Here is a 22044-nt window from a genome sequence, read left to right as displayed (position 1 = left end):
GGCAGGTTGAACGCCAGATGACGGCGGGTTGAGCCGTAGTTTATGACAATGCCGGGTCATCGGGGCGCCCGAATAGGCATCATCATGGCCCCGAAATATTTACCTCCCCGGCCGGTGCTATCTTCGGCTCATCCCCACGCCGGCCAAGACCTGGCGCGCCTGCAATCCCACTGCACTACACTGAGAACCATGGAGACACAAGCCATCCGCTTCTATTACCGCGGCAAGGTGCACGAGGTCACTGGCGAGGCCACGACCCGCACCGTGCTTCAGTACACGCGCGAAGACCTGCATTGCACCGGCACCAAGGAAGGGTGTGCCGAAGGCGATTGCGGCGCCTGTACGGTCGTGATCGGCGAGTTGACCGGCGATGGCAACGTGGCCCTGCGGGCAGTCAACGCCTGCATCCAGTTCCTGCCCACGCTCGACGGTAAAGCCCTTTTCACGGTGGAAGACCTGCGTGCGCAGGATGGCACCCTGCATCCCGTGCAACAGGCGCTCGTGGACTGTCACGCCTCGCAATGCGGCTTCTGCACGCCGGGTTTCGTGATGTCGCTGTGGGCCATGTATCTGAATCGTCCGGCAAATACCGGCTGCCCGAGCCGCCGTGAGATCGACGACGTACTGTCCGGCAACCTGTGCCGCTGCACAGGCTATCGGCCGATCGTCGACGCCGCCCAGAAAATGTTCGACCTGCCACGCCAGGCATTCGACCGTGAAGCGCTGGCGAAGCAGCTTCAGGCGTTGCAGCGCGGCGACACCCTGACGTACGAGCACGACGGCCACGTCTTCCACGCTCCGCGCACGCTGGCCGAAATGGGCCGCCTGCACGCCGCCTACCCGGACGCACGCATCCTCGCCGGCAGCACCGACGTCGGCCTGTGGGTCACCAAGCAATTCCGCGAACTGAAGCACCTGATTTATCTCGGACAGGTGGCGGAACTACGCGAGATTTCCGAAGGTCCGAACGGCATCTATATCGGTGCGGGCGCCCTGCTGGGCGATGCTTTCGATGCGCTCGTCAAACACTATCCGGAACTGGCGGAGATGCGTCAGCGCTTTGCCTCGTTCCCGATCCGCAACGCCGGAACGCTTGGCGGCAACGTTGCGAACGGCTCGCCCATCGGCGACTCGATGCCGGGGCTGATCGTGCTCGGCGCCCGCATCGTGCTGCATCGCGAAGGCGTTGTCCGCGACATGCCGCTGGAGGACTTCTACCTGGCGTATCAGAAGACGGCGCTCCAGGCAGGCGAATTCGTTCAAGGCATCCGCGTGCCGCTGCCGAGGGCGGCACAGCGTTTTCGCACCTATAAACTGGCCAAGCGCTTCGATCAGGACATCTCGGCAGTGTGCGCCGCGTTTGCGGTCGAACTCGATGGCGATACCGTGCGTTCGGCCCGCGTGGCCTTCGGCGGCATGGCCGCCACGCCCAAGCGCGGCAGCACCGTCGAAGCGGCGCTAGCCGGACAGCCGTGGACCGAAGCCACCGTGCGTGCGGCGATGGCAGCGTTGCCCGCCGACTATCAACCGCTCTCGGACATGCGCGCGACCAGCGCCTACCGGCTCGCGGGCGCGCAGAATCTGCTGTATCGTTTTTTCCTGGAAACGCGCACCGATGCGCCGCTGGCGGCACACGAAGTCAACGCGTTCGCCAACGTCTAACCGGAGTTGCCCATGAACAAGCAAGTTGAAGACTTCATGACGCAGACCGGTGCCGCGAGCGCGGCCGGTGCTCAGGTTGGCCGCTCGCGTCCGCACGAGTCGGCCGAACTCCACGTGGCCGGCGAAGCCACCTACACCGACGACATCCCCGAACTGCAAGGCACGCTGCACTGCGCCCTCGGGGCTTCGCCCAAGGCGCACGCCCGCATCCTCTCACTCGATCTCGACGCCGTGCGTCGCGCACCGGGTGTGGTCGCCGTGCTGACTGCGGCCGACATTCCCGGCGTGAACGATTGCGGTCCGGTCATTCACGACGACCCGATTCTCGCGGATGGCGTTGTCCAGTACATCGGTCAGCCGATGTTCGCCGTGGTGGCCGAGTCGCACGACGCGGCGCGCCGCGCGGCGCGTCTGGCGAAGGGCGAGTACGAAGACCTGCCCGCGATCCTCACGCCGCAAGCGGCCAAGGCCGCGGGGGCCGGCGTGCTGCCGCCTTGTCGCCTGCGCCGAGGCGACGCCGATGCCGCACTGCAAGCCTCGCCGCACCGGTTGACCGGCACGTTCGAATGCAACGGGCAGGAGCAGTTCTACCTCGAGGGGCAGATCTCGTACGCGATTCCGAAGGAAAACGACGGCATCCACGTCTATTGCTCGACGCAGCACCCGACCGAAATGCAGGCACTCGTCTCGCACGCACTCGGCTGGCACAGCCATCAGGTGCTGGTCGAATGCCGCCGCATGGGCGGCGGCTTCGGTGGCAAAGAATCGCAATCGGGCTTGTTCGCCTGCGTTGCGGCGCTGTGCGCGACGCGTCTGAAGCGTCCGGTGAAGCTGCGTCTCGATCGCGACGACGACTTCATGATGACCGGCAAGCGTCACGGTTTTTATTTCGAGTACGACATCGGCTTCGACGACGACGGCCGCATTCAGGGCGCGAAGGTCGACATGACGCTGCGCGCAGGTTTCTCGGCCGACCTGTCGGGGCCGGTCGCCACGCGTGCCATCTGCCACTTCGACAACGCCTACTTCGTACCCGACGTGGACCTGCGTGCGCTGTGCGGCAAGACGAACACACAGTCGAACACGGCGTTTCGCGGTTTTGGTGGCCCGCAGGGCGCACTCATCATGGAAGTCGTGCAAGACGCCATTGCCCGCCACCTGGGCAAAGACGCCCTCGACGTGCGCCGCGAGAACTTCTACGGCAAAACCGAGCGCAACGTCACGCCGTACGGGCAAATGGTCAAAGACAACGTTATCCACGAACTCGTCGCGGCGCTGGAACAGTCGAGCGACTATCGTGCCCGACGCGAGATCGTGAAGGCGTTCAACCGCACGAGTCCGGTGCTGCGCCGCGGCCTGGCGCTCACGCCGCTCAAGTTCGGCATTTCGTTCAACGTACAGGCCTTCAATCAGGCGGGTGCGCTGGTACACATCTATCGCGATGGCTCGATGCTCGTGAATCACGGCGGCACGGAGATGGGTCAGGGTCTGAACACGAAGGTCGCGCAGGTGGTGGCGCACGAGTTGGGCGTCGATCTCTCGCATGTGCGCGTGACGGCAACCGACACCAGCAAGGTGGCGAACACATCGGCCACGGCGGCGTCGACCGGTGCCGACCTGAACGGCAAAGCGGCGCAGAATGCCGCCTGGCAGATTCGCCAGCGTTTGGCCGCGTTCGCCGCGCAGAAGTACGGCGGTTCGGCCGACGACGTGCGCTTCGCCAACGACATCGTCAGCGCGAACGGCCATGACATCGCCTTCCCCGATCTTGTGGAAGCGGCCTACTGGGCGCGCGTGCAACTGTGGTCTGACGGTTTCTACGCCACGCCGGGCCTGTCGTGGGATGCCGCGACGATGAAAGGCAATCCGTTCTACTACTTCGCTTACGGTGCTGCCGTCTCGGAAGTGGTGCTCGACACGCTCACCGGCGAATGGCGGCTGCTGCGCGCCGACGTCCTTCACGATGCCGGCAAGTCGATCAACCCGGCACTGGACATCGGGCAGGTCGAAGGAGCTTTCATCCAAGGGATGGGCTGGCTGACAACGGAAGAGTTGTGGTGGAACAAGGACGGCAAGCTCATGACGCACGCCCCTTCCACGTACAAGATCCCCGCCATCAGCGATTGTCCGACGGACTTCCGCGTGGCGCTGTTCGAGAATGCGAACGTCTCGGACACGATCCATCGTTCGAAGGCCGTGGGCGAGCCGCCGCTGCTGTTGCCGTTCTCGGTGTTCAATGCTTTGCGCGACGCTGTTGCGAGCGTGAACGACTATCGCGACGAGCCGGTGCTCAATGCACCGGCAACGTCCGAAGCGCTGCTCATGGCGATCACCGAGCTGCGCACACGGAGCGCCACCTGATGCATCGCTGGGTCGACGCCGCCCACAAGCTGCTGGTCCGCGGCGAGGCCGCGGTATTGGTGACGATCGCGCGCGTGGAAGGCTCTGCGCCGCGCGAGGCGGGCACGCATTTGCTCGTGACGCGTGAGCACGTGTGGGAGACCATCGGCGGCGGGCATCTCGAATGGCGGGCGATGGATGTCGCCCGCCAGTTGTTGCGCCAGTACGGGCAGCAAGGCGCACGGCACGTCGAGCGTTTCGCGCTGGGCCCGAGTCTCGGCCAGTGCTGCGGCGGCGTGGTGACCCTCGCCTTCGAAGTGCTCACGCTGGCCGATCTCGCGTGGGTGAGCGCACTGCACAAGCGGCTCGCGGCGGGCGAAGCGAGTCTGCGCAGCGTGGCGTTCGGGGCGCCGGGGGCCGGCGCAGCAGCCAGTCAGCACCAGGGCGGCCCCGTCCTGCTGACCGAACTCGGCCCGGACGAAGCACTGGCGCACCCGCACACCCTGACCCGCGATGCCGACGACGCCGCCTGCTCGTTCTGGCAAGGCAGCGATGGCTGGCTCTGGCTCAGTGAGCGTCTGGCCCCCAGCGACTTCCATATCGTGCTGTTCGGCGCAGGACACGTCGGGCAAGCCCTCGTACAGGTGCTGGCCACGCTGCCGTGCCGGGTGACGTGGGCCGACGAGCGCACCGAGACCTTCCCGGAAACCGTGCCGCCGAACACGGTGGTGGAATCGACCGACACGCCCGAGGCCAGCGTCGCCGAAGCGCCGCCGGGCACGTATTTCCTTGTCATGACGCATAACCACGCGCTGGATCAGCGGCTGTGCGAAGCCATCTTCAAACGCGACGACTTCGCATACTTCGGCCTGATCGGGTCGATGACGAAACGCCGTCAATTCGAGCACCGTTTGCGCGATCGCGGGGTGCCGCCCGAACGTTTCGAACAGATGATCTGCCCCATCGGTGTCGCAGGTATCACCGGCAAGGCACCTGCCACGATCGCGATTGCGGTCGCGGCACAACTGCTGCGCGTGCGCGAGCAGCAGGTGCGCCAAAGTGCACCGGTATCGTCGCAGGACACCGGTCTGCCCATCTGAAAACGGCGCGGCTGGCGAGCGTGTGTGCTCGCCCGTGACCGGCATTCGCTCACAACGGTAGAATCCGGCCCATCCCCCCCACAACAAGTCCTATCCATGCCACTCACGCCCGAACTCGCCAAGACCCTTTGCGCCATGCCCAAGGCGGAGCTGCATCTGCACATCGAAGGCACACTGGAGCCCGAACTGATCTTCCGGCTGGCCCAGCGAAATCGCGTCACGCTGCCGTATCCGAGCGTGGAAGCGCTGCGCAACGCCTACGCTTTCACTGATCTACAGTCGTTCCTGGATATTTATTACGCGGGCGCGAGCGTATTGCTCACGGAAGACGACTTCTACGACATGACGCGCGCCTATCTCGAGCGCGCGGCGGCCGACAACATCCGTCACACGGAGATCTTCTTCGATCCGCAGACGCACACGGTGCGCGGTGTATCGATGGAGACCGTCGTCAACGGCATCGAGCGCGCGCTGGCCGAAGCCGAGGCGCAACATGGCATCACCAGTCGCCTGATCCTGTGCTTCCTGCGCCACTTGCCCGAAGAAGACGCGCTGCTGACGCTGGAAACCGCCCTGCCGTATTTCAACAGCCACGGACACCGCCTCGTGGGTGTGGGGCTCGACTCCTCCGAACAAGGGCACCCGCCCGCCAAATTCGCCCGCGTGTTCGAACGATGCCGTGCGCTGGGCCTGCGCATCGTGGCGCACGCCGGCGAAGAAGGGCCGCCCGAGTACATTCACGAAGCGTTGGACATGCTGCACGTCGAGCGTGTAGATCACGGCGTGCGGGCGATTGAAGACGAAGCGCTGCTGGACCGTCTGGCCCGTGAGAGGATCGCGTTGACGGTGTGCCCGCTGTCGAACGTGCGTCTCAAGGTGTTTGACGACATGGGCCAGCACACCCTGCACCAGTTGCTCAGACGTGGCCTCGCCGTGACGATCAATTCGGACGATCCGGCCTATTTCGGCGGCTATCTGAACGAGAACTTCCTGGCAACGTTCGACGCACTGGACATGACGCTCGACGACGCTTACACCCTGGTGCGGAACAGTTTCGAAGCCTCGTTCATCGACGACAGTGAGAAACGTCGTCTGGTCGGCGAACTGGAGCGTTTCCGCGCTGCGCAAGCGGCGTAGCCCCCATCGCGCCACATTACCTCGCGATGATGTGGAACATTCCGCATAAGGAATATTTTCACCGGGGCCCGATGCTATTTTTTGTGCGTGCCCGAATAGGCGTCATGTGGTGCCCCCACACCTGCGGCGGCGAGCGCACAAAACACCTTAGAACATCGGAGACAACACCCCATGGACTCATCGCTCAGCCCCCCGGCGGGTACTGCCGCACCCGACGCGGCTCACGACAGCACGCGCGTGGCGGGCGCGCAACCTGTCTCGGCGCTCGACCGGTATTTCGGTATCACGGCGCTCGGATCGACGTTCCGTACGGAAGTCATCGCGGGTATCACGACATTCCTCGCGGCGATGTACATCATCGTCGTCAACCCGGCCATCCTGTCGAAGACCGGCATGGCGTTCCCGGCGGCACTCACCGCCACGGTGCTCATCAGCTTCTTCGGCAGTTGTGCGATGGGGCTCTACGCCCGCAATCCGGTGCTGGTCGCGCCGGGCATGGGGCTCAACGCGCTATTCGCCTTCACGATGGTGCACGGCGTCGGCATGCCGTGGCAGACGGCACTGGGCTGCGTGTTCTGGTCGGGCATCCTCTTCGCGTTGCTCGCCGCGCTCAACGCCCGGCGCTTCGTCGTCGACGCCATTCCGGCGAACCTGCGTTATGCCATCTCATGCGGCATCGGCCTGTTCATCACGGTGATCGGCCTGGTCAATGCCAAGCTGGTGATCGGCGATCCGGTCACTGTCGTGCGTCTGGCGCACTTGTCGCCGCCGACCGTCACGTTCCTCATCGGGCTGGCGCTCACGACCGTGCTTGTCGCACGCCGCGTGAACGGTGCGTTGATGATCGGCATCGTGGTCACCACGCTCATGGCCATCCCCGTCGGCCGTTTGTGGGGCGACGGTACCGCATATTTCCCCAAGGAGATCGCCACCGCGACGCTGGTGAACTTCCACGGCTTCTTCGCCGCGCCCGACTTCTCGGGTATCGGCCAGCTCGACCTGCTGGGCGCGCTGAAGGTGGCTTACCTGCCGTTCGTCTTCGTGATGCTCTTCACAGCGTTCTTTGATACGCTCTCGACCTTCATGAGCATTGCCGAAGCCGGTAACATGAAGGATCGCGACGGCAATCCGCGCAACATGCGTCAGGCCATGATCGTCGATTCGTTCTCGGTGCTGATTTCCGGCCCGCTCGGCACGAGCCCGGCGAACGCCTATATCGAATCGGCCGCCGGCATCGCACAAGGCGGACGCACCGGACTGACCGCACTGGTCTGCGCGCTGTTGTTCCTGCCGTTCCTGTTTCTGTCGCCGATGCTCTCGCTGGTGCCCGCCATCGCGACGGCCCCGGCGCTGATTCTGGTCGGTGTGTTTATGATGGAATCCGTGGCGCGCATCGAATGGCACCGCCTGGACGAAGCCATCCCGAGCTTCATTGCGGTGGTGATGATTCCGATTTCGTACTCGATCACCGACGGTATCGCCTACAGCTTCCTCGCGTTCGTCGTGCTCAAGCTGTTCACCGGGCGGGTGAAAGAGATCAAGCCGGCGATGTGGATCGTCGCCGCGCTGGCAGTGCTGCTGCTCACGCAAATGTAACGATAGAAGGCTCCTGCACATGTCCATCACAAACCAAGCCCTGCAAGGCACACATGCGGTACGCGCTCAACTGGTCTACTTCACGCACGATCCCGCGCGGGCCTATCTCGACGGCGCGCCCGGCACCGTGCACCATACCGACGGCATCGTCGCCTTCGAGAACGGCCGCATCGCCGCCGTGGGCGACTACGCCAAGGTTGCCCCCACGCTGCCCGCCGGCACGCCTATCGAAGATTTACGCGACAAGCTCGTCACGCCCGGCTTCATCGACACGCACATTCACTATCCGCAGACGGACATGATCGCGTCGCCCGCACCGGGGCTGCTGCCGTGGCTGGAGAAGTACACTTTCCCGACCGAGCGGCGTTTCGAGAATCCGGAGTACGCGGCCGATGTCGCCCAGTTCTTCCTCGACGAACTGCTGCGCGGCGGCACCACGAGCGCGCTGGTGTACTGCACGGTGCATCCGGGCTCGGTCGACGCCTTCTTCAAGGCCAGCGACGCGCGCGACCTGCGCATGATCGCAGGCAAGGTGATGATGGATCGCAACTGCCCGGAATTCCTGCGCGACACGGCCGAAAGCGGCGCGCGCGACAGCGAGGCGCTGATTCAGCGCTGGCACAACAAGGGGCGCCAGCTCTACGCGCTCACACCGCGCTTCGCGCCGACATCGACCGAAGCGCAACTGGGCGTATGCGGCGAACTCGCCGGGCAATATCAGGACGTATTCATTCAAAGCCACGTGGCCGAGAACACCGACGAAGTCGAATGGGTGCGCTCGCTGTTCCCAGGCCATCGCAGCTATCTCGACGTGTACGACCACTACAAGCTGCTGCGCAAGCGTGCCGTGTATGGCCACTGCATCTGGCTCGACGAGCATGACCGCCGCCGCATGTTCGAAACGGGCAGCGTCGCCGCGCACTGCCCGACGTCGAATCAATTCCTGGGCAGCGGCCTGTTCGACTTTGCCGCCGCCGAAGCGACCCGCATGCCGGTGACGCTCGCGACCGACGTCGGTGGCGGCTCGACTTTCTCGATGTTGCAAACGATGAACGAAGCGCACAAGGTCGCGCGTCTGTCGGGCTATCACCTCTCGGCCGAACGCATGTTCTATCTGGCCACCGAAGGCGCTGCACACGCCCTTGATCTGCACGGCACCATCGGCACGCTGGCCGTGGGGGCCGAGGCCGATTTCGTGGTGCTCGACCCGAAGGCCACGCCGCTGCTCGCGCGCCGCACGGCACTGGCCGAATCGCTCGAAGAACTCCTGTTCGCGTTCGCCATGCTCGGCGACGATCGCGCCATCGCCACCACCTACGCCGCAGGCAAGCCGGTGCATCGCCGCGCAGCACACTAAGTCATCGAAGCATTGACCTGCTGTCTCAGCGCGGCAACGTGAGGCAGTGCTTTCGCGGGGAAATGGATGCCGTCGCTCCGGCACGGCGTACGTTCCCTCGCGATCACCGGCCGTGCGCAAGGGGCATGCGGCCGGGGATCTCCCTGGGCGGCCTGTCGGCTGCCCTTTTTTTGCCTGGCCATGTCCCACGAGCCCACTTCATTTCGACACGGCGAATATGCTATGATCCGTTTCCTCATTGGGGAGTAGCCGCCCTGTCATAGACATCAGTCTTCGGCAGGGGCGTACGTCAACAGACTTGGCCGGTTCCGGCTATGGCGTGCGCAGCCTTCAGGCCTGGCGAGACCGATGACGATGCTTCCGCCAACCGGGCCGGGATGCATTGTCATTGGTTCGCATCGACACGGCCCGGCGGAGAAATTACAAGGTGTCCCCATTCCTCATCTCGACCGGCGTCGTCGGTCTTGCCGAAATCGGCGACAAAACCCAACTGCTGGCCCTCATACTCGCTGCGCGCTTCAAGAAGCCCGTGCCGATCATTCTGGGCATTCTCGTCGCCACGCTGGTCAATCACGGCTTTGCCGGGGCACTCGGTGAATGGCTGTCCACGGCCATCAGCCCGGCAATCATGAAGTGGGCCATCGTCGCGTCGTTCCTCGGCATGGCGATCTGGATTCTGATCCCCGACAAGGTCGACGACGAAGACACCACCACGAAACGTAAGCTTGGCGTGTTCGCCACCACGGTGCTCACGTTCTTCATTGCCGAGATGGGCGACAAGACGCAGATCGCCACGGTCATGCTCGCCGCGCGCTATCAGGACTTATTCGGTGTGGTGGCAGGCACAACGCTCGGCATGATGCTCGCCAACGTGCCAGCCGTGCTCGTGGGCCACAAGTTCGCCGGCCGTCTGCCGACGAAGGCCGTGCATGCGGTCGCCGCCATCATCTTCGCCATCCTCGGCATCGTCACGCTGATGCAGTAAGCGAAAAAACGCCGGAGCGAAGCGCGCGTCCCGGTGACGCATCGCTTCGCTCCGGCGTGGTACGACGGCCGGCCGCGACTTGCCGCCCGCCCTACTGTCCGACCTTCTGCTGCACGTTGAACGTGCGTCCGCTCGGGAACGGCAACTGCTTGAGCGCGGCGTCGATCAGGAACGGCATCGCTGAGGCGAGCGACGTGCCGCCGTCACTGGTATTGGCCTGCACACGGTACACCTCCTTGCCGCTCGCGCGGTCCGTGAAGCGCAACTGCAAGCCGGCAAGCGCATACGGATAATCACGCTCGATGTAGGCCGGCGGCGCACCGTACGGATAACCGTACCAGCCCCACGGACGTCCCCACGGCCCCCACGGGCCCGGCGCGAACATCGGGTCATACGCCGGTTCCGCCACACGCATCATCTGTTGGGTGATGCCGTAATTCATGCCGATCAGGTAGTGCGCGCTCGACGGGCTTTGCTCGCTGAAACCGTCCCCGGCCAGACGCGTGCGCAGCCATCGCTCGTAAGTCGCGTGTTCCTGATTGTTCTGCTGTTCGGCAGTACGCGTGAGCGCATAGGTTCGCGGGCCTTCAAAGCCCGGCGAATCGCCGAACGCGGTCACCTGACTCGTGACCGTGCTGGCACAGCCTGCCAGCAAGACGCTGGCGACGGCCAACGTTGCCATTGCCCATCGTTTCCACATGATTGACTGCTCCCGAGAAAGGCTCGGCGCGCCGATGCGCACCGCTCGCGCCGATTTAAGCATAGGAGGGCGGCTTCGCGCACCTCCGACACGTTTGACGGATGCGTTGAAGCAAAATTCAGCAAATTTCTCGCAAGAACGCGAAGGTGCCGCCACTCCGTTACAATTTAGAGATTCTTGGCCGTCCGCAAAACACCGTCCATGCTCAGAACCGACCTCGCAGGTGTCATCCAACGCTCCGACTATACGCCCCCGGCGTATCTGATCGACACCGTCCAACTCGACTTCGACCTCGCCCCCGATGTCACCACGGTCACCAGCCGGCTGCGCGTACGCCGTAACCCGGCCGGCCCCGGCGGCAACCTGGAACTGGTGGGTCAGGGTCTGCAACTGGTGAGCCTCGAACTCGACGGCAAACCCTGGGCCGGTTACCGCGCGGGCGAAGAATCGCTCACCGTCGAAGCCCCGCCCGACGCCTTCGAACTCACGCTCGTCACCCGCTGCCGTCCGCAGGAGAACACGTCGCTCATGGGACTATACGTCTCGGGCGGCAACTTCTTCACGCAGTGCGAAGCCGAGGGGTTTCGCAAGATCACCTACTTCCTCGACCGTCCGGACGTGATGGCCACGTACACCGTTACGCTGCGCGCCGACCGCGAAGCGTATCCGGTGCTGCTGGCCAACGGCAACCTGATCGACAAGGGCGACCTGCCCGATGGCCGTCACTTCGCCATCTGGGACGACCCGTTCAAGAAGCCCAGCTACCTGTTCGCTCTGGTCGCCGGCCGTCTGGTGTGCCGTGAGGAACGCCTCGTCGCCGGCGATGGCCGCGAGAAGCTCCTTCAGGTCTGGGTACAGCCCCAGGATCTGGAAAAGACCGAACACGCCATGCACTCGCTCGTCAACTCGATCCGCTGGGACGAGGAACGCTTCGGACGCGTGCTCGATCTCGACCGTTTCATGATCGTGGCCGTAAGCGACTTCAACATGGGCGCCATGGAGAACAAGGGCCTGAACATTTTCAATACGAAATATGTGCTGGCCGACGCCGCCACCGCCACCGACGACGACTTCGGCAACATCGAAGCCGTGGTGGGGCACGAGTACTTCCACAACTGGACGGGCAATCGCGTGACCTGCCGCGACTGGTTCCAGTTGAGTCTGAAGGAAGGCCTGACGGTGTTCCGCGATCAGGAATTCTCTGCCGACATGATGGGCTCCGAGTCGGGCCGCGCGGTCAAACGCGTCGACGACGTGCGCGTGCTGCGTCAGGCACAGTTCCCCGAAGACGCTGGCCCGATGGCGCATCCGGTGCGCCCCGAGAGCTACGTCGAAATCAACAACTTCTACACGGTCACTGTCTACGAGAAAGGCGCCGAAGTCGTGCGCATGTATCAGACGCTGCTGGGACGTGAGGGCTTCCGCCGCGGCATGGACCTGTACTTCGAGCGCCACGACGGTCAGGCCGTGACGTGCGACGACTTCCGTGCCGCCATGGCCGATGCCAATCATCGCGACCTGACGCAGTTCGGCCGCTGGTACAGCCAGGCCGGCACGCCGCGCGTGACGGTCGACGCCGCCTACGACGAAGCCGCACGCACCTACACCCTCACGCTCACCCAGCGCTGCCCGAAGGTCGGCGTCGAGTTGCAGGACAACCAACTCGTCAAACAGCCGTTCCATATCCCGTTCGCCGTCGGCCTGCTCGATCGCGACGGCCGCGATCTGGCGCTGCGTCTGGCGGGGGAAGCCAGCGACGCGCCCGGCGCCACCACGCGAGTGCTCGACTTCACGCAGGAGCGTCAGAGCTTCACGTTCGTGGACGTGCCGCACAACCCGATGCCGTCGCTGTTGCGCGGTTTCTCGGCTCCGGTGATCGTCGAGCACGAGTACACCATCGACGAACTCGCGTTCCTGATGGCGCACGACAGCGACCCGTTCAACCGCTGGGAAGCCGGTCAGCGTCTGGCCACGCGTCAGTTGCTCGCGCTCGTCGAATCCATTCAGATGGGCCAGTTACCGAGCGTGGACAGCTACGTGCTCGAAGCCTTCCGGCAAGTGCTGCGTGACGAGACGCTCGACCCGGCGTTCCGCGCACAAGCGCTCACGTTGCCGGCCGAGTCGTATCTCGGCGAGCAGATGACGGAAATCGATCCGGCGGCCATTCACGCCGCGCGTCAGTATCTGCGCCAGCGTCTGGCAGCCTCGTTGCATACCGAATGGCTTGCTGCGTATCACAATCATCGCGTGCCGGGCGCGTACCGCCCGGACGCCGCCTCGGCAGGCGAGCGCGCGCTGAAGAACCTTGCGCTGTCGTATCTCATGGAGCTGTCGGATGCCGGCGTGGCGCAAACCGCCCGCACGCAGTACGACGCGTCCGACAACATGACGGATCGTTTCGCCGCGCTCACCGCGCTCGTGCAACGCGGCGGCGCCGCCCGCGAAGGCGGCACGGCGCACGGGCAGAACCACGCGGCCGAAGCGCTGGAGGACTTCTATCAACGCTTCGAGCACGAGCCGCTAGCCATCGACAAGTGGTTCGCGCTGCAAGCCATGCAACGCGGCGACGGCAGCCATTGCGTGATCGACGCCGTGCGTGCGCTCATGCGTCATCCCGCCTTCACGCTGAAGAACCCGAACCGCGCGCGCTCGCTGATTTTCAGCTTCTGTGGCGGCAACCCTGCGCAGTTCCACGCAACCGACGGCTCCGGCTACCGGTTCTGGGCCGAACAGGTGCTCGCGCTCGACGCGCTCAACCCTCAGGTCGCCGCGCGTCTGGCTCGCGTACTCGATCGCTGGCGCAAGTACACGCCGTCCTTGCGCGAGCACATGCACAGCGCATTGCAGAGCGTGGCGGAACACAAGGCACTGTCGAAGGACGTTCGCGAGATCGTCGAAAAAGCACTCGCCTGAACGATCTTTCGCCGCCCCGCGAAAACAAAACGCCGCCGATGCGCAAAAGCATCGGCGGCGTTCTTTCGTCGGCGCCTATCTATGCCAACGCACCGGCATGCGAGCGTCAGGCAGCCTGCGCCCGCACTCGCACGTGAGTGCCCGCGAGACGCTCACGCACGGCATTGGCGGCAGCGACCATGTTGGTCAGCGCACCGTCGACCTGCGCCCAGTCGCGCGTCTTCAACCCGCAGTCTGGGTTGACCCACAGACGCTCGGCCGGAATTCGCGCGAGCGCGGCCTCGATCAGATGCTCCATCTCTGCCTGCGACGGCACGCGCGGCGAGTGAATGTCGTACACGCCCGGGCCGATCTCGTTCGGATACTCGAAGGCTTCGAAGGCACCCAACAGTTCCATATCGGAGCGCGTGGTCTCGATCGAGATCACGTCGGCGTCGAGCGCGGCAATCGACGGCAGAATGTCGTGGAATTCCGAATAGCACATATGCGTGTGGATCTGCGTATCGTCGGCCACCCCCGACGAGCACACACGGAACGCGCGAACCGCCCAGTCGAGATACGACGGCCAATCCCCTTCACGCAACGGCAGCCCCTCACGCAGCGCAGGTTCGTCGATCTGAATCACCCGCACGCCCGCCTTCTCCAGCGCCGCCACTTCCTCGCGCAACGCCAGCGCAATCTGCAACGCCGTGAGTTCGCGCGGCTGATCGTCGCGCACGAACGACCATTGCAGCATCGTCACCGGGCCGGTCAGCATGCCCTTGACCGGCTTGTCGGTCAGTTGCTGCGCGTAGGCGCTCCATGTGACGGTCATCGGCTCGGGCAGATACACGTCGCCATAGATCACGGGCGGCTTTACGCAACGCGAGCCGTAGCTCTGCACCCAGCCATGCTCGGTAATCATGAAGCCCCAGAGCAGATCGCCGAAGTACTCGACCATATCGTTGCGCTCGGCCTCGCCATGCACCAGCACGTCGAGCCCATAGGCTTCCTGCTTTTCGATAGCCAGACGTATCTGTGCACGCATCGTCTCCAGATAGTCCAGATGTGACATGACGCGGCGTTTGAAGTCGGCGCGTGCCGTGCGAATGGCCGCCGTCTGGGGGAACGACCCAATGGTCGTGGTCGGCAGCGCAGGCAGCTTGAGCCACGCCCGCTGGGCGCGGGCACGCACCGAATACTCGGACGTACGGCGCGTGTCGGCGTCGGTGAGCGCCGCCAGACGCTTCTGCACTACGCGGTTGTGAATGCGCGCCGACGTATGGCGCGCGGCTTGTGCAGCGGCATCGGCAACGAAGGCGGCCTGCACGTCGGCCATGGCGAATCCGGCGGCGTCGAGCGAACGGCGAAGCAGCGCCACCTCGCCCAGCTTTTGCACGGCAAACGCGAGCCACGTGCGCACCTCCTTGTCCGGTCGCACCTCGCTTGCGAGATCGACCGGGCAATGCATCAGCGAGCAGCTCGACGCCACCCACAGCCGGTCGCCAAGCGTCTGCGCCAGCGGCATGAGCAACGCGCGGACGCGCGTCAGGTCGCAGCGCCAGACGTTGCGCCCATCGACCACGCCGGCAGACAGCACCTTGTCCTGCGGCCATTGCGCCGCGAACGCATCGAGTTGTTGCGGTGCACGCACACCGTCGACATGCACCCCGGCCACGGGCAGCGCCGCCAGCAGGGCCGCGTGCTCGCTGACGTCGCCAAAGTACGTGGCAAGCAGCACCGACGGCGCAACGAGCGCGAGACGCCGGTAGACAGGCGTGAAGGCATCGCGCCACCGCTCGGGCAGGTCGAGCGCGAGAATCGGCTCGTCGATCTGCACCCATGTCACGCCCTGCGCCTTTAGCCGCGCCAGCACGCGCTCATATTGGGCGAGCAGTTCGGGCAGCAACGAGAGACGGTCTGCGAGACCGCCCTTCTCCTTGCCGAGATACAACAGCGAGAGCGGCCCAAGCAACACCGGCTTGACCTTCACGCCCTCCGCCAGCGCTTCCGCGACATCGTCGAACAGCCATTGCGTGCCCGGGCCGAAGCGCGTCTGCGGCGAGTATTCCGGCACGAGATAGTGGTAGTTCGTGTCGAACCACTTCGTCATTTCCATAGCGCTTTGCTGCGCATTGCCACGCGCGGCGGCGAAGTAGTCCGCGAGCGTGAGAGCAGCGGGCGCCGCGCCGAAGCGTTCCGGCAGCCCGCCCACAAGCGCTAGCGTGGAGAGCACCTGATCGTACCAATGGAAGTCACCGACGGTGATCCAGTCGAGCCCTGCCTCGCGCTGCGCGAGGCGGTTGGCCGCACGAATGCGCCGGCCGGTGTCCTGCAAGGACTGCTCGTTCACGTCACCGCGCCAGAAGGCCTCGACGGCGAATTTGAGTTCACGTTGTGCGCCAATGCGCGGCAATCCGAGTACGTGGGCCTGAGCCATGAGCGTTGTCCTTTCGGGAGCTTGCGTAACCGCAAAGTCGTTGTCTGCGGACAATGTCCGCCCAGGCTGGCAGTATCCCGGCCACACGTGTATTATTCAAACGAAAGTTTTTGCTATTTATTATTAATTTTATTCATGCAACGCACACCTATAGAACTCCGCCATCTGCAAACGTTGCTCGCGCTGCGCGACACCGGCAGCGTTTCGCGCGCGGCGTTGTGGCTGCATTTGACGCAGTCCGCCCTGTCGCATCAGATCAAAGCGCTGGAAGATTTCTATGGCCTGCCATTGTTCGTGCGCAAGTCGTCGCCGCTGGTTTTCACTCCTGCGGGCAAGCGTTTGCTCGCGTTGGCCGAGGAAGTCGTGCCGGCGGTCGACGAAGCCGGCCGCGACCTCACACGGCTCGCGCAAGGCACGCAGGGCACGCTGCGCATCGCGGTGGAATGTCACACGTGTTTCGATTGGCTGATGCCGGCGATGGACGCCTTTCGCATCCGTTGGCCGGAAGTCGAACTCGATATCGTGTCGGGCTTTCACGCCGACCCCATTGGGCTGTTGCATCAGGACCGCGCCGATCTGGCGATCATTTCCGAACGTGAGGAAGGCGAGGCGGTCGACTTCCACCCGCTGTTCCGCTTCCAGATGATGGCGCTCATGGCGAACGATCATCCGCTCGCCGGCAAGCCGTATCTCGACGCCGAGGACTTCCGTGACGAAACGCTCATCACCTATCCCGTGCCCGACGACATGCTCGATATCGTGCGTCAGGTGCTGCGTCCCGCGGGAATCGAACCGACGCGCCGCACCACCGAGTTGACAGTGGCGATTCTGCAACTGGTCGCCAGCCGGCGCGGGCTGGCCGCCCTGCCGCTCTGGGCCGTCACGGGGTATCTCGAGCGACGCTATGTGAGCGCGCGCCCGATCACGCCGCAGGGGCTCACCGCCGAACTCTGGGCGGCGACGTTGCCGGCGATCACGGCGCGTCCCTATATCGGCGAATTCGTCTCGCTCATGCGCGAGACAAGCCTGCTCACGCTACCGGAAATCGAATTGCTCTGACGCGGCGTCGTGCAGTCGATGGCCATGCCCGGTGTCAGGCCGGGCGGCGCACGACCAGACGGCACACTCGCCTACCGGAACTGGCGCTGGTGACGTCCTCCTCGTGCAGGACAACGCCGTCGTGAAGCGCAGCGCGCACCACGTCGGGCGAGAAGGCGCTATAGAGGCGCCCGTCCTTATGGCGAAGATCGTCACCCTCGGTGACACGCCACGAGACGTAAAGCACGCCCCCCGGACGCACGAGCGTCCAGAGCCGGTCGGCCGCCTGCGGCACTTCGTCCGCGGGCAGATGCATCAGCACGGTCTCGCAAACCACGTTATCGAACTGCGCCTTCACGTCTTCCAGTCCCGGGAGGCGGCCGACGTGAAACGTCACCCACGGGAACGATTCACGCGCCAGTTCGACGAGTGCGGGCGAACTGTCGTAGCCGACCACATCGAAACCTTGCTGCGCGAGCCAGGCGGCATCGCGTCCGTTGCCGCAGCCCACATCGATCGTGCGTCCGCCGGGGACGAAATGGCGCATCAGCAGTGCGTACATGTCGTCCGGCGGCGGCTGGTTGCGCCAGTCCTCGTTGTAACGAACAGCGTTGGCCTCGTAGGCCGCTTCGGTTTGCAGATCTGCCATGATCGGAGTCTCCGGAAGAACGCGGGGAATGACCGCGTCGGCGCGCGGCCCTATGCCTTACTGCGAGATCTTCTCCAGCGCGATGTCGCGCGTACGCGGTCCCATCAGTCCAATGGCGAGCATGACGACCAGCATGGCGCACGAGATGAATGCGAACACGCCCGTCACCCCGAACTTGCGCAGCACCGACGCGATCAGGAACGCGGTGAAGATTGCCGAGAAACGGCTCCACGAATAGACGAAACCGACGGCGCGCGCCCGAATGCCCGTGGGGAACAGTTCCGTCTGATACGCGTGATAGCTGTACGACATGATGTTGTTCGCAAGGGTGAGGCCAATCCCCATGGCGATGAGCAGGAACGACGACGTGACCTGCGAGAACACCAGACCGCACACGATACCGACACCGGCCGTCCACACGATAGCGTGCTTGCGCTCGACCTTGTCGGCCATCCACAGACCGATGAGCGGGCCGACGGGCGCCGCGAGCGCAATTACGCTGGAATACGCGAGGCTCGTGGTCACGGTAACGCCCTGTTTGATGAGTAGCGTCGGCACCCAGTTGGCGAAGCCGTAGAAGCCGACCGTCTGAAAGATGTTGAACAAAATCATCATGATCGCGCGCTTGCGATACGGCGGCACCCACATCTCGCGAAACGCGCGCTTCGGCGCCATGGGCTCCGGCTCGCCCGGCGGCGGCAGCGGTTTGCCGTATTCGCGCGAGACCTTCGCCTCCAGTTCGCGCAGCACACGATCCGCCTCGTCGAGACGCCCCTTCTGGGCGAGCCAGCGCGGACTCTCAGGGAGTGCACGGCGAATCCACCAGACGAACACTGCGCCATGCGCGCCGATGAGCACCACCCAGCGCCAGCCCTCCAGACCGAGGAATTCGCGCGGCACGAGCCAATAGGCAAGCAATGCGACGACTGGCACAGCGGTGAAACCGACCGCCTGCTCACACGCGAACGCCCGGCCGCGAATCTGTTTGGGCACGAGTTCGGCGATATAGGTGCCGATCGTCACCAGTTCCACACCGATGCCGAGCCCCACCACGAAGCGCCAGAAGTTCACGCCCGTGGCCGTCTCCTGAAACGCCATGATGACGTTCGCCACTGTGTACCAGAGCAACGAGCCGGTGAACACGGCACGGCGGCCGAACCGGTCGGCAAGAAAGCCACACGCGATAGTGCCAATGAACAGCCCGGCGAACAACGCCGCGATGAAGCTCGCCACGCCGGTCGTGCCGAACAGGCCCGGTGTCGTCGGCGTCAGAATGCCGCTCTTCACCAGGCCCGGTGCGATGTATCCCGTGTAGAGCAGATCGTAGAGCTCGAAGAAGAAGCCGAGACTGAGGAGTACGACCAGTTTCCAGACAGTGCGGGTCGGAGGCAATCGGTCGAGGCGGGCGGAAATGTCGCCGGCGCTCAGGCGGGTTGCCGCAGCGCGGGCTTGAGTGGCCTGACTTGGGGAAGGCATGGAAGGCATTGAAACATCGGGGGATGGCATGGAAATCGTCTCCGGGCCGGTTCGGTCATGGCCGAACTGCTCATTTGCCGACGTCTCTTAAGCCACCTGCCAGCATTTGCCATGCATTTGCCATGCGGTAGCAGGATACGTCGGGTACACCATGAATCGACAGGCTCGGGGCCGAGATTATGCCACGAATGGCGCCGCACCTGTCACCTTTGCCACGTACTACGAAAAATTGCGATATTCGTCAATGACGGCACAGCATCGCTGCGAAACGTCTGCCCCACAGCATGGCGCGCCGCACAGCTCGCGCCTGTCGGCATCCTCAGTTTTCGCCAACATTGCCCGCGGGCTCCGGCGAGTGCGCGAGTTACCGCCCCTCTGCCGCGACAGACGCGCTTAGTTCGTCAAAACCGACGATGCGCCCCGCCAGTGCGCTCGCAGCCACCGTATACGGACTCGCGAGCCACACGCTGCCCGGCCCGGAACGTCCGGGGAAATTGCGGTTGATCGCGCTGATCGTGACCTGTTCGGCTGACGTCGACTGGCCCGGCCCACAGTTCGCGCAAGCGCCGCAGCCCGGCATGACGAGTGTCACGCCGGCCGCTTCGAACGTCTCGAGATAGCCCTTCTCCTCACAATAGGCACGCACATCCATCGTGCCGAACTGCAAGAACAACGAGCAGCGCTGCGCGACGCGCAGGCCATGCGCGACGCCCCAGGCAAGCACGTCGTGATAGGCGTCGAAGTCGTCGCGTTTGCCTGCCGTGCACGAGCCACCATAGGCGATATCGATGGCGACGGGAGACGCCAGGTCCGCGAGCGCCACGCCGTTGCCGGGGTCGCCGGGACGCGCCAGCATCGGCGTGAGCGAGCCCGCATCGATGCGGATCACGTCGCGATAACGCGCCCCCTCGTCGCTCGTCATCCAGGGTTCGACGACGAAGTCGACGCCGCGGCGCGTCTTCAGGAAAGCCACAGTTTTCTCGTCCGGCGCCACGATGCCGGTGAAGCCACCCAGCTCGGCGACCATGTTGGTGAGCGTTGCGCGCTCGTCGATCGACATCGCCCGCACCGCGCTGCCCGCATATTCGAAGACGAGGCCGATGGCGTCGCCGCGGCGAATCGTGTCGAGCCGCAGCAGATGGAGCACGACGTCCTTGGCCGTCACGCCGGGGGCGAGCGTCCCCTCGATCTCGATGCGCAGCGTCTGCGGCACCTTGCAGCGGACATAGCCGGTCACCCAACTGTTTGCGATGTCGGTCGCCCCCGCGCCGAACGCCAGGCAGCCGAGTGCGCCCGCGTGCGGCGTATGCGAGTCGGTGCCGATCACGATTTGCCCTGGCAACGCATAACGTTCGGCCATCAGCGCGTGGCAGATGCCGTCCGCGCCGTCGCCGCCCGTCGCCAGTTCACCGTGGGCGAGCACGGGATAACGCGACACGAAATCGCGATGTCCGGTCGTCAGATGGGCCACACCGGGCAGCAGCCCCTGCGAGACGTGCGGGTGGCTGTGCGCGGCGAGCACAAGATGATCCTGAAACGCGATGATGCGCGCCGGGTCGTGCAGCGCTGCCGGTTCGCCAAACGCGCGATGCATCAGATGCGCGCACATGCCCGTGAAGTAATCGTGCGAGAAGCGCCAGTCGACGCGCACGAACACGCCGTCGCCGTGCTCGACGCCGGGCGTGGCCGGATGCAGACGCCGCGCCATGATCTTCTCGACCAGCGTGCGCGGCGGCGTGGCGGTGGCATTCGGCCCGTCGGCGTGCGCCACGGGCGCCGGCCAATCGGCGAACTTGCTGAATGCAAGCAGACCGCCGCTGCGGATGATTTGCTGCGTGAGGGCGTCGCGTCCCTTGAGGAATTCCGTGATCGGGATGGCTTCGCCGGCTTGAATACGCCCGAGTACGCCAAAGTCAGTGGTCGTCAGAATGCCGATGTTGTCGCAGTTCTGCTGGTAGATGCGCTCGAAGCTCTCGGCGACGATCAGCCGGATGCCGGCCGAGCGTTCCGCGAGCGGGCTCGACTCGCGCGACGACCCTTTGCCGTAGCGCTTGCCTGCCACCGTGATCTGAAAGCCGCCGCGGCGCACGTCGTGCTCGCCAATGGGCGTTTCGTTTCCCGCCTTGAAACCGACGTAGGGATAGCGCCCGAGCCGCTCGTCGTAGGTGAGCATGACAGTGACGGGCGTGATTTCGTCAGTCGAAACGTTATCGCGCAACGCGCCGGCCTCGGCGCGGGTGACGGACTCGCCCGCCAACTGACGGCGCACGATGGCCGGGTCTTCGGACAGGAACAACATGCGGCCGTCGAAACGAATGGTGTCTTCCATGCGAGGGAACCTCCTCGCGAAGAGCATAGCCGTGGACACTCGGCCCCGTCGTGCCGTCTGAGCAAGGTCGCCGTGACAGATTGCGATGGCTGTCGCGAACCAATCCATGCCTGCCAGTCATACGCCCCGATCCAACGCACCCAACGTATTTTGGGAAAATTCCTAAATATCGATGTTACAAATCGCGCGAACGCGCATGCCACCGGGAAACGGCCACGCGCCCCACAACAGGGCACGTTGGGACAACTAAATTGCAAGGACGTCATCGGTGAGGGCAATCGAATGCCGATGACGTACGTGCGACATGCGGACTACCTGCCGACCACGGGGGGTAACAGATTCG

Annotated in this window: 14 protein-coding genes and 1 riboswitch; of the genes, 9 read left to right on the top strand and 5 right to left on the bottom strand. The window is 64.5% G+C overall.

Translation table 11 applies throughout. The features are described from left to right. Positions 1-189: 189 nt before the first annotated feature. The 7 genes from xdhA (at position 190) to PHO31112_RS20320 (ending at position 10177) form a co-directional block, all read left to right on the top strand. Positions 190-1662, top strand: a complete 1473-nt coding sequence (xdhA, locus tag PHO31112_RS20350) for a xanthine dehydrogenase small subunit (protein WP_150622484.1) — start codon at positions 190-192, stop codon at positions 1660-1662. Positions 1663-1674: 12 nt separating this feature from the next. Next, positions 1675-4023, top strand: coding sequence for a xanthine dehydrogenase molybdopterin binding subunit (xdhB, locus tag PHO31112_RS20345; protein ID WP_150622482.1), 2349 nt, complete (start codon positions 1675-1677; stop codon positions 4021-4023). Beyond that, complete coding sequence (gene xdhC, locus PHO31112_RS20340) at positions 4023-5102, top strand: xanthine dehydrogenase accessory protein XdhC (protein WP_150622480.1); 1080 nt, start codon at positions 4023-4025, stop codon at positions 5100-5102. The genes xdhB and xdhC overlap by 1 nt, the downstream gene beginning before the upstream one ends. A gap of 96 nt (positions 5103-5198) precedes the next feature. Then, complete coding sequence (locus PHO31112_RS20335; RefSeq protein WP_150622478.1) at positions 5199-6239, top strand: adenosine deaminase; 1041 nt, start codon at positions 5199-5201, stop codon at positions 6237-6239. A gap of 171 nt (positions 6240-6410) precedes the next feature. Continuing rightward, positions 6411-7835 carry an NCS2 family permease gene (locus PHO31112_RS20330; RefSeq protein ID WP_246178425.1) on the top strand — a complete coding sequence of 475 codons (1425 nt, stop codon included), beginning with the start codon at positions 6411-6413 and terminating at the stop codon, positions 7833-7835. 19 nt (positions 7836-7854) lie between these two features. Next, positions 7855-9192: a guanine deaminase gene (guaD, locus tag PHO31112_RS20325; protein WP_150622476.1), complete on the top strand. Its 1338-nt coding sequence runs from the start codon at positions 7855-7857 to the stop codon at positions 9190-9192. A gap of 228 nt (positions 9193-9420) precedes the next feature. After that, a riboswitch (yybP-ykoY riboswitch) is annotated at positions 9421-9605 on the top strand. 14 nt (positions 9606-9619) lie between these two features. Beyond that, a complete protein-coding gene (locus PHO31112_RS20320) occupies positions 9620-10177 on the top strand; it encodes a TMEM165/GDT1 family protein (protein WP_150622474.1) in 558 nt (185 codons plus the stop codon). A 91-nt stretch (positions 10178-10268) separates the two neighbouring features. Here the strand turns inward: PHO31112_RS20320 and PHO31112_RS20315 are convergent, their stop codons facing one another. After that, positions 10269-10859: a DUF4136 domain-containing protein gene (locus PHO31112_RS20315; RefSeq protein WP_174995809.1), complete on the bottom strand. Its 591-nt coding sequence runs from the start codon at positions 10857-10859 to the stop codon at positions 10269-10271. 219 nt (positions 10860-11078) lie between these two features. On the opposite strand from PHO31112_RS20315, the gene pepN reads away from it, so the two are divergent. Further along, positions 11079-13790, top strand: a complete 2712-nt coding sequence (gene pepN / locus PHO31112_RS20310; protein WP_150622470.1) for an aminopeptidase N — start codon at positions 11079-11081, stop codon at positions 13788-13790. Between the two features lie 106 nt (positions 13791-13896). Here the strand turns inward: pepN and metE are convergent, their stop codons facing one another. Then, positions 13897-16209 carry a 5-methyltetrahydropteroyltriglutamate--homocysteine S-methyltransferase gene (metE, locus tag PHO31112_RS20305; protein WP_150622468.1) on the bottom strand — a complete coding sequence of 771 codons (2313 nt, stop codon included), beginning with the start codon at positions 16207-16209 and terminating at the stop codon, positions 13897-13899. 135 nt (positions 16210-16344) lie between these two features. Between metE and PHO31112_RS20300 the strand changes: the two genes are divergently transcribed. Then, on the top strand, positions 16345-17268 hold the full coding sequence (locus tag PHO31112_RS20300) for a LysR family transcriptional regulator (protein ID WP_150622466.1): 924 nt from the start codon (positions 16345-16347) through the stop codon (positions 17266-17268). 34 nt (positions 17269-17302) lie between these two features. On the opposite strand, the gene PHO31112_RS20295 is transcribed toward PHO31112_RS20300, so the two are convergent. The 3 genes from PHO31112_RS20295 to PHO31112_RS20285 all read right to left on the bottom strand — a co-directional run bounded on the left by PHO31112_RS20295 (position 17303) and on the right by PHO31112_RS20285 (position 21701). Then, positions 17303-17896 (bottom strand): class I SAM-dependent methyltransferase, encoded by a 594-nt coding sequence (locus tag PHO31112_RS20295; protein ID WP_150622464.1) that lies wholly within the window; start codon positions 17894-17896, stop codon positions 17303-17305. A 57-nt stretch (positions 17897-17953) separates the two neighbouring features. Next, positions 17954-19372: an MFS transporter gene (locus tag PHO31112_RS20290; RefSeq protein ID WP_246178423.1), complete on the bottom strand. Its 1419-nt coding sequence runs from the start codon at positions 19370-19372 to the stop codon at positions 17954-17956. Positions 19373-19736: 364 nt separating this feature from the next. Further along, positions 19737-21701, bottom strand: coding sequence for an aconitase family protein (locus tag PHO31112_RS20285; protein WP_150622460.1), 1965 nt, complete (start codon positions 21699-21701; stop codon positions 19737-19739). Positions 21702-22044: the final 343 nt, after the last annotated feature.

It is taken from the genome of Pandoraea horticolens, from assembly GCF_902459555.1.
In the GTDB taxonomy this organism is placed as follows: domain Bacteria; phylum Pseudomonadota; class Gammaproteobacteria; order Burkholderiales; family Burkholderiaceae; genus Pandoraea; species Pandoraea horticolens.
The sequence above is the reverse complement of the archived record's forward strand: the minus strand, read 5'-3'. Positions and strand labels throughout refer to the sequence as shown.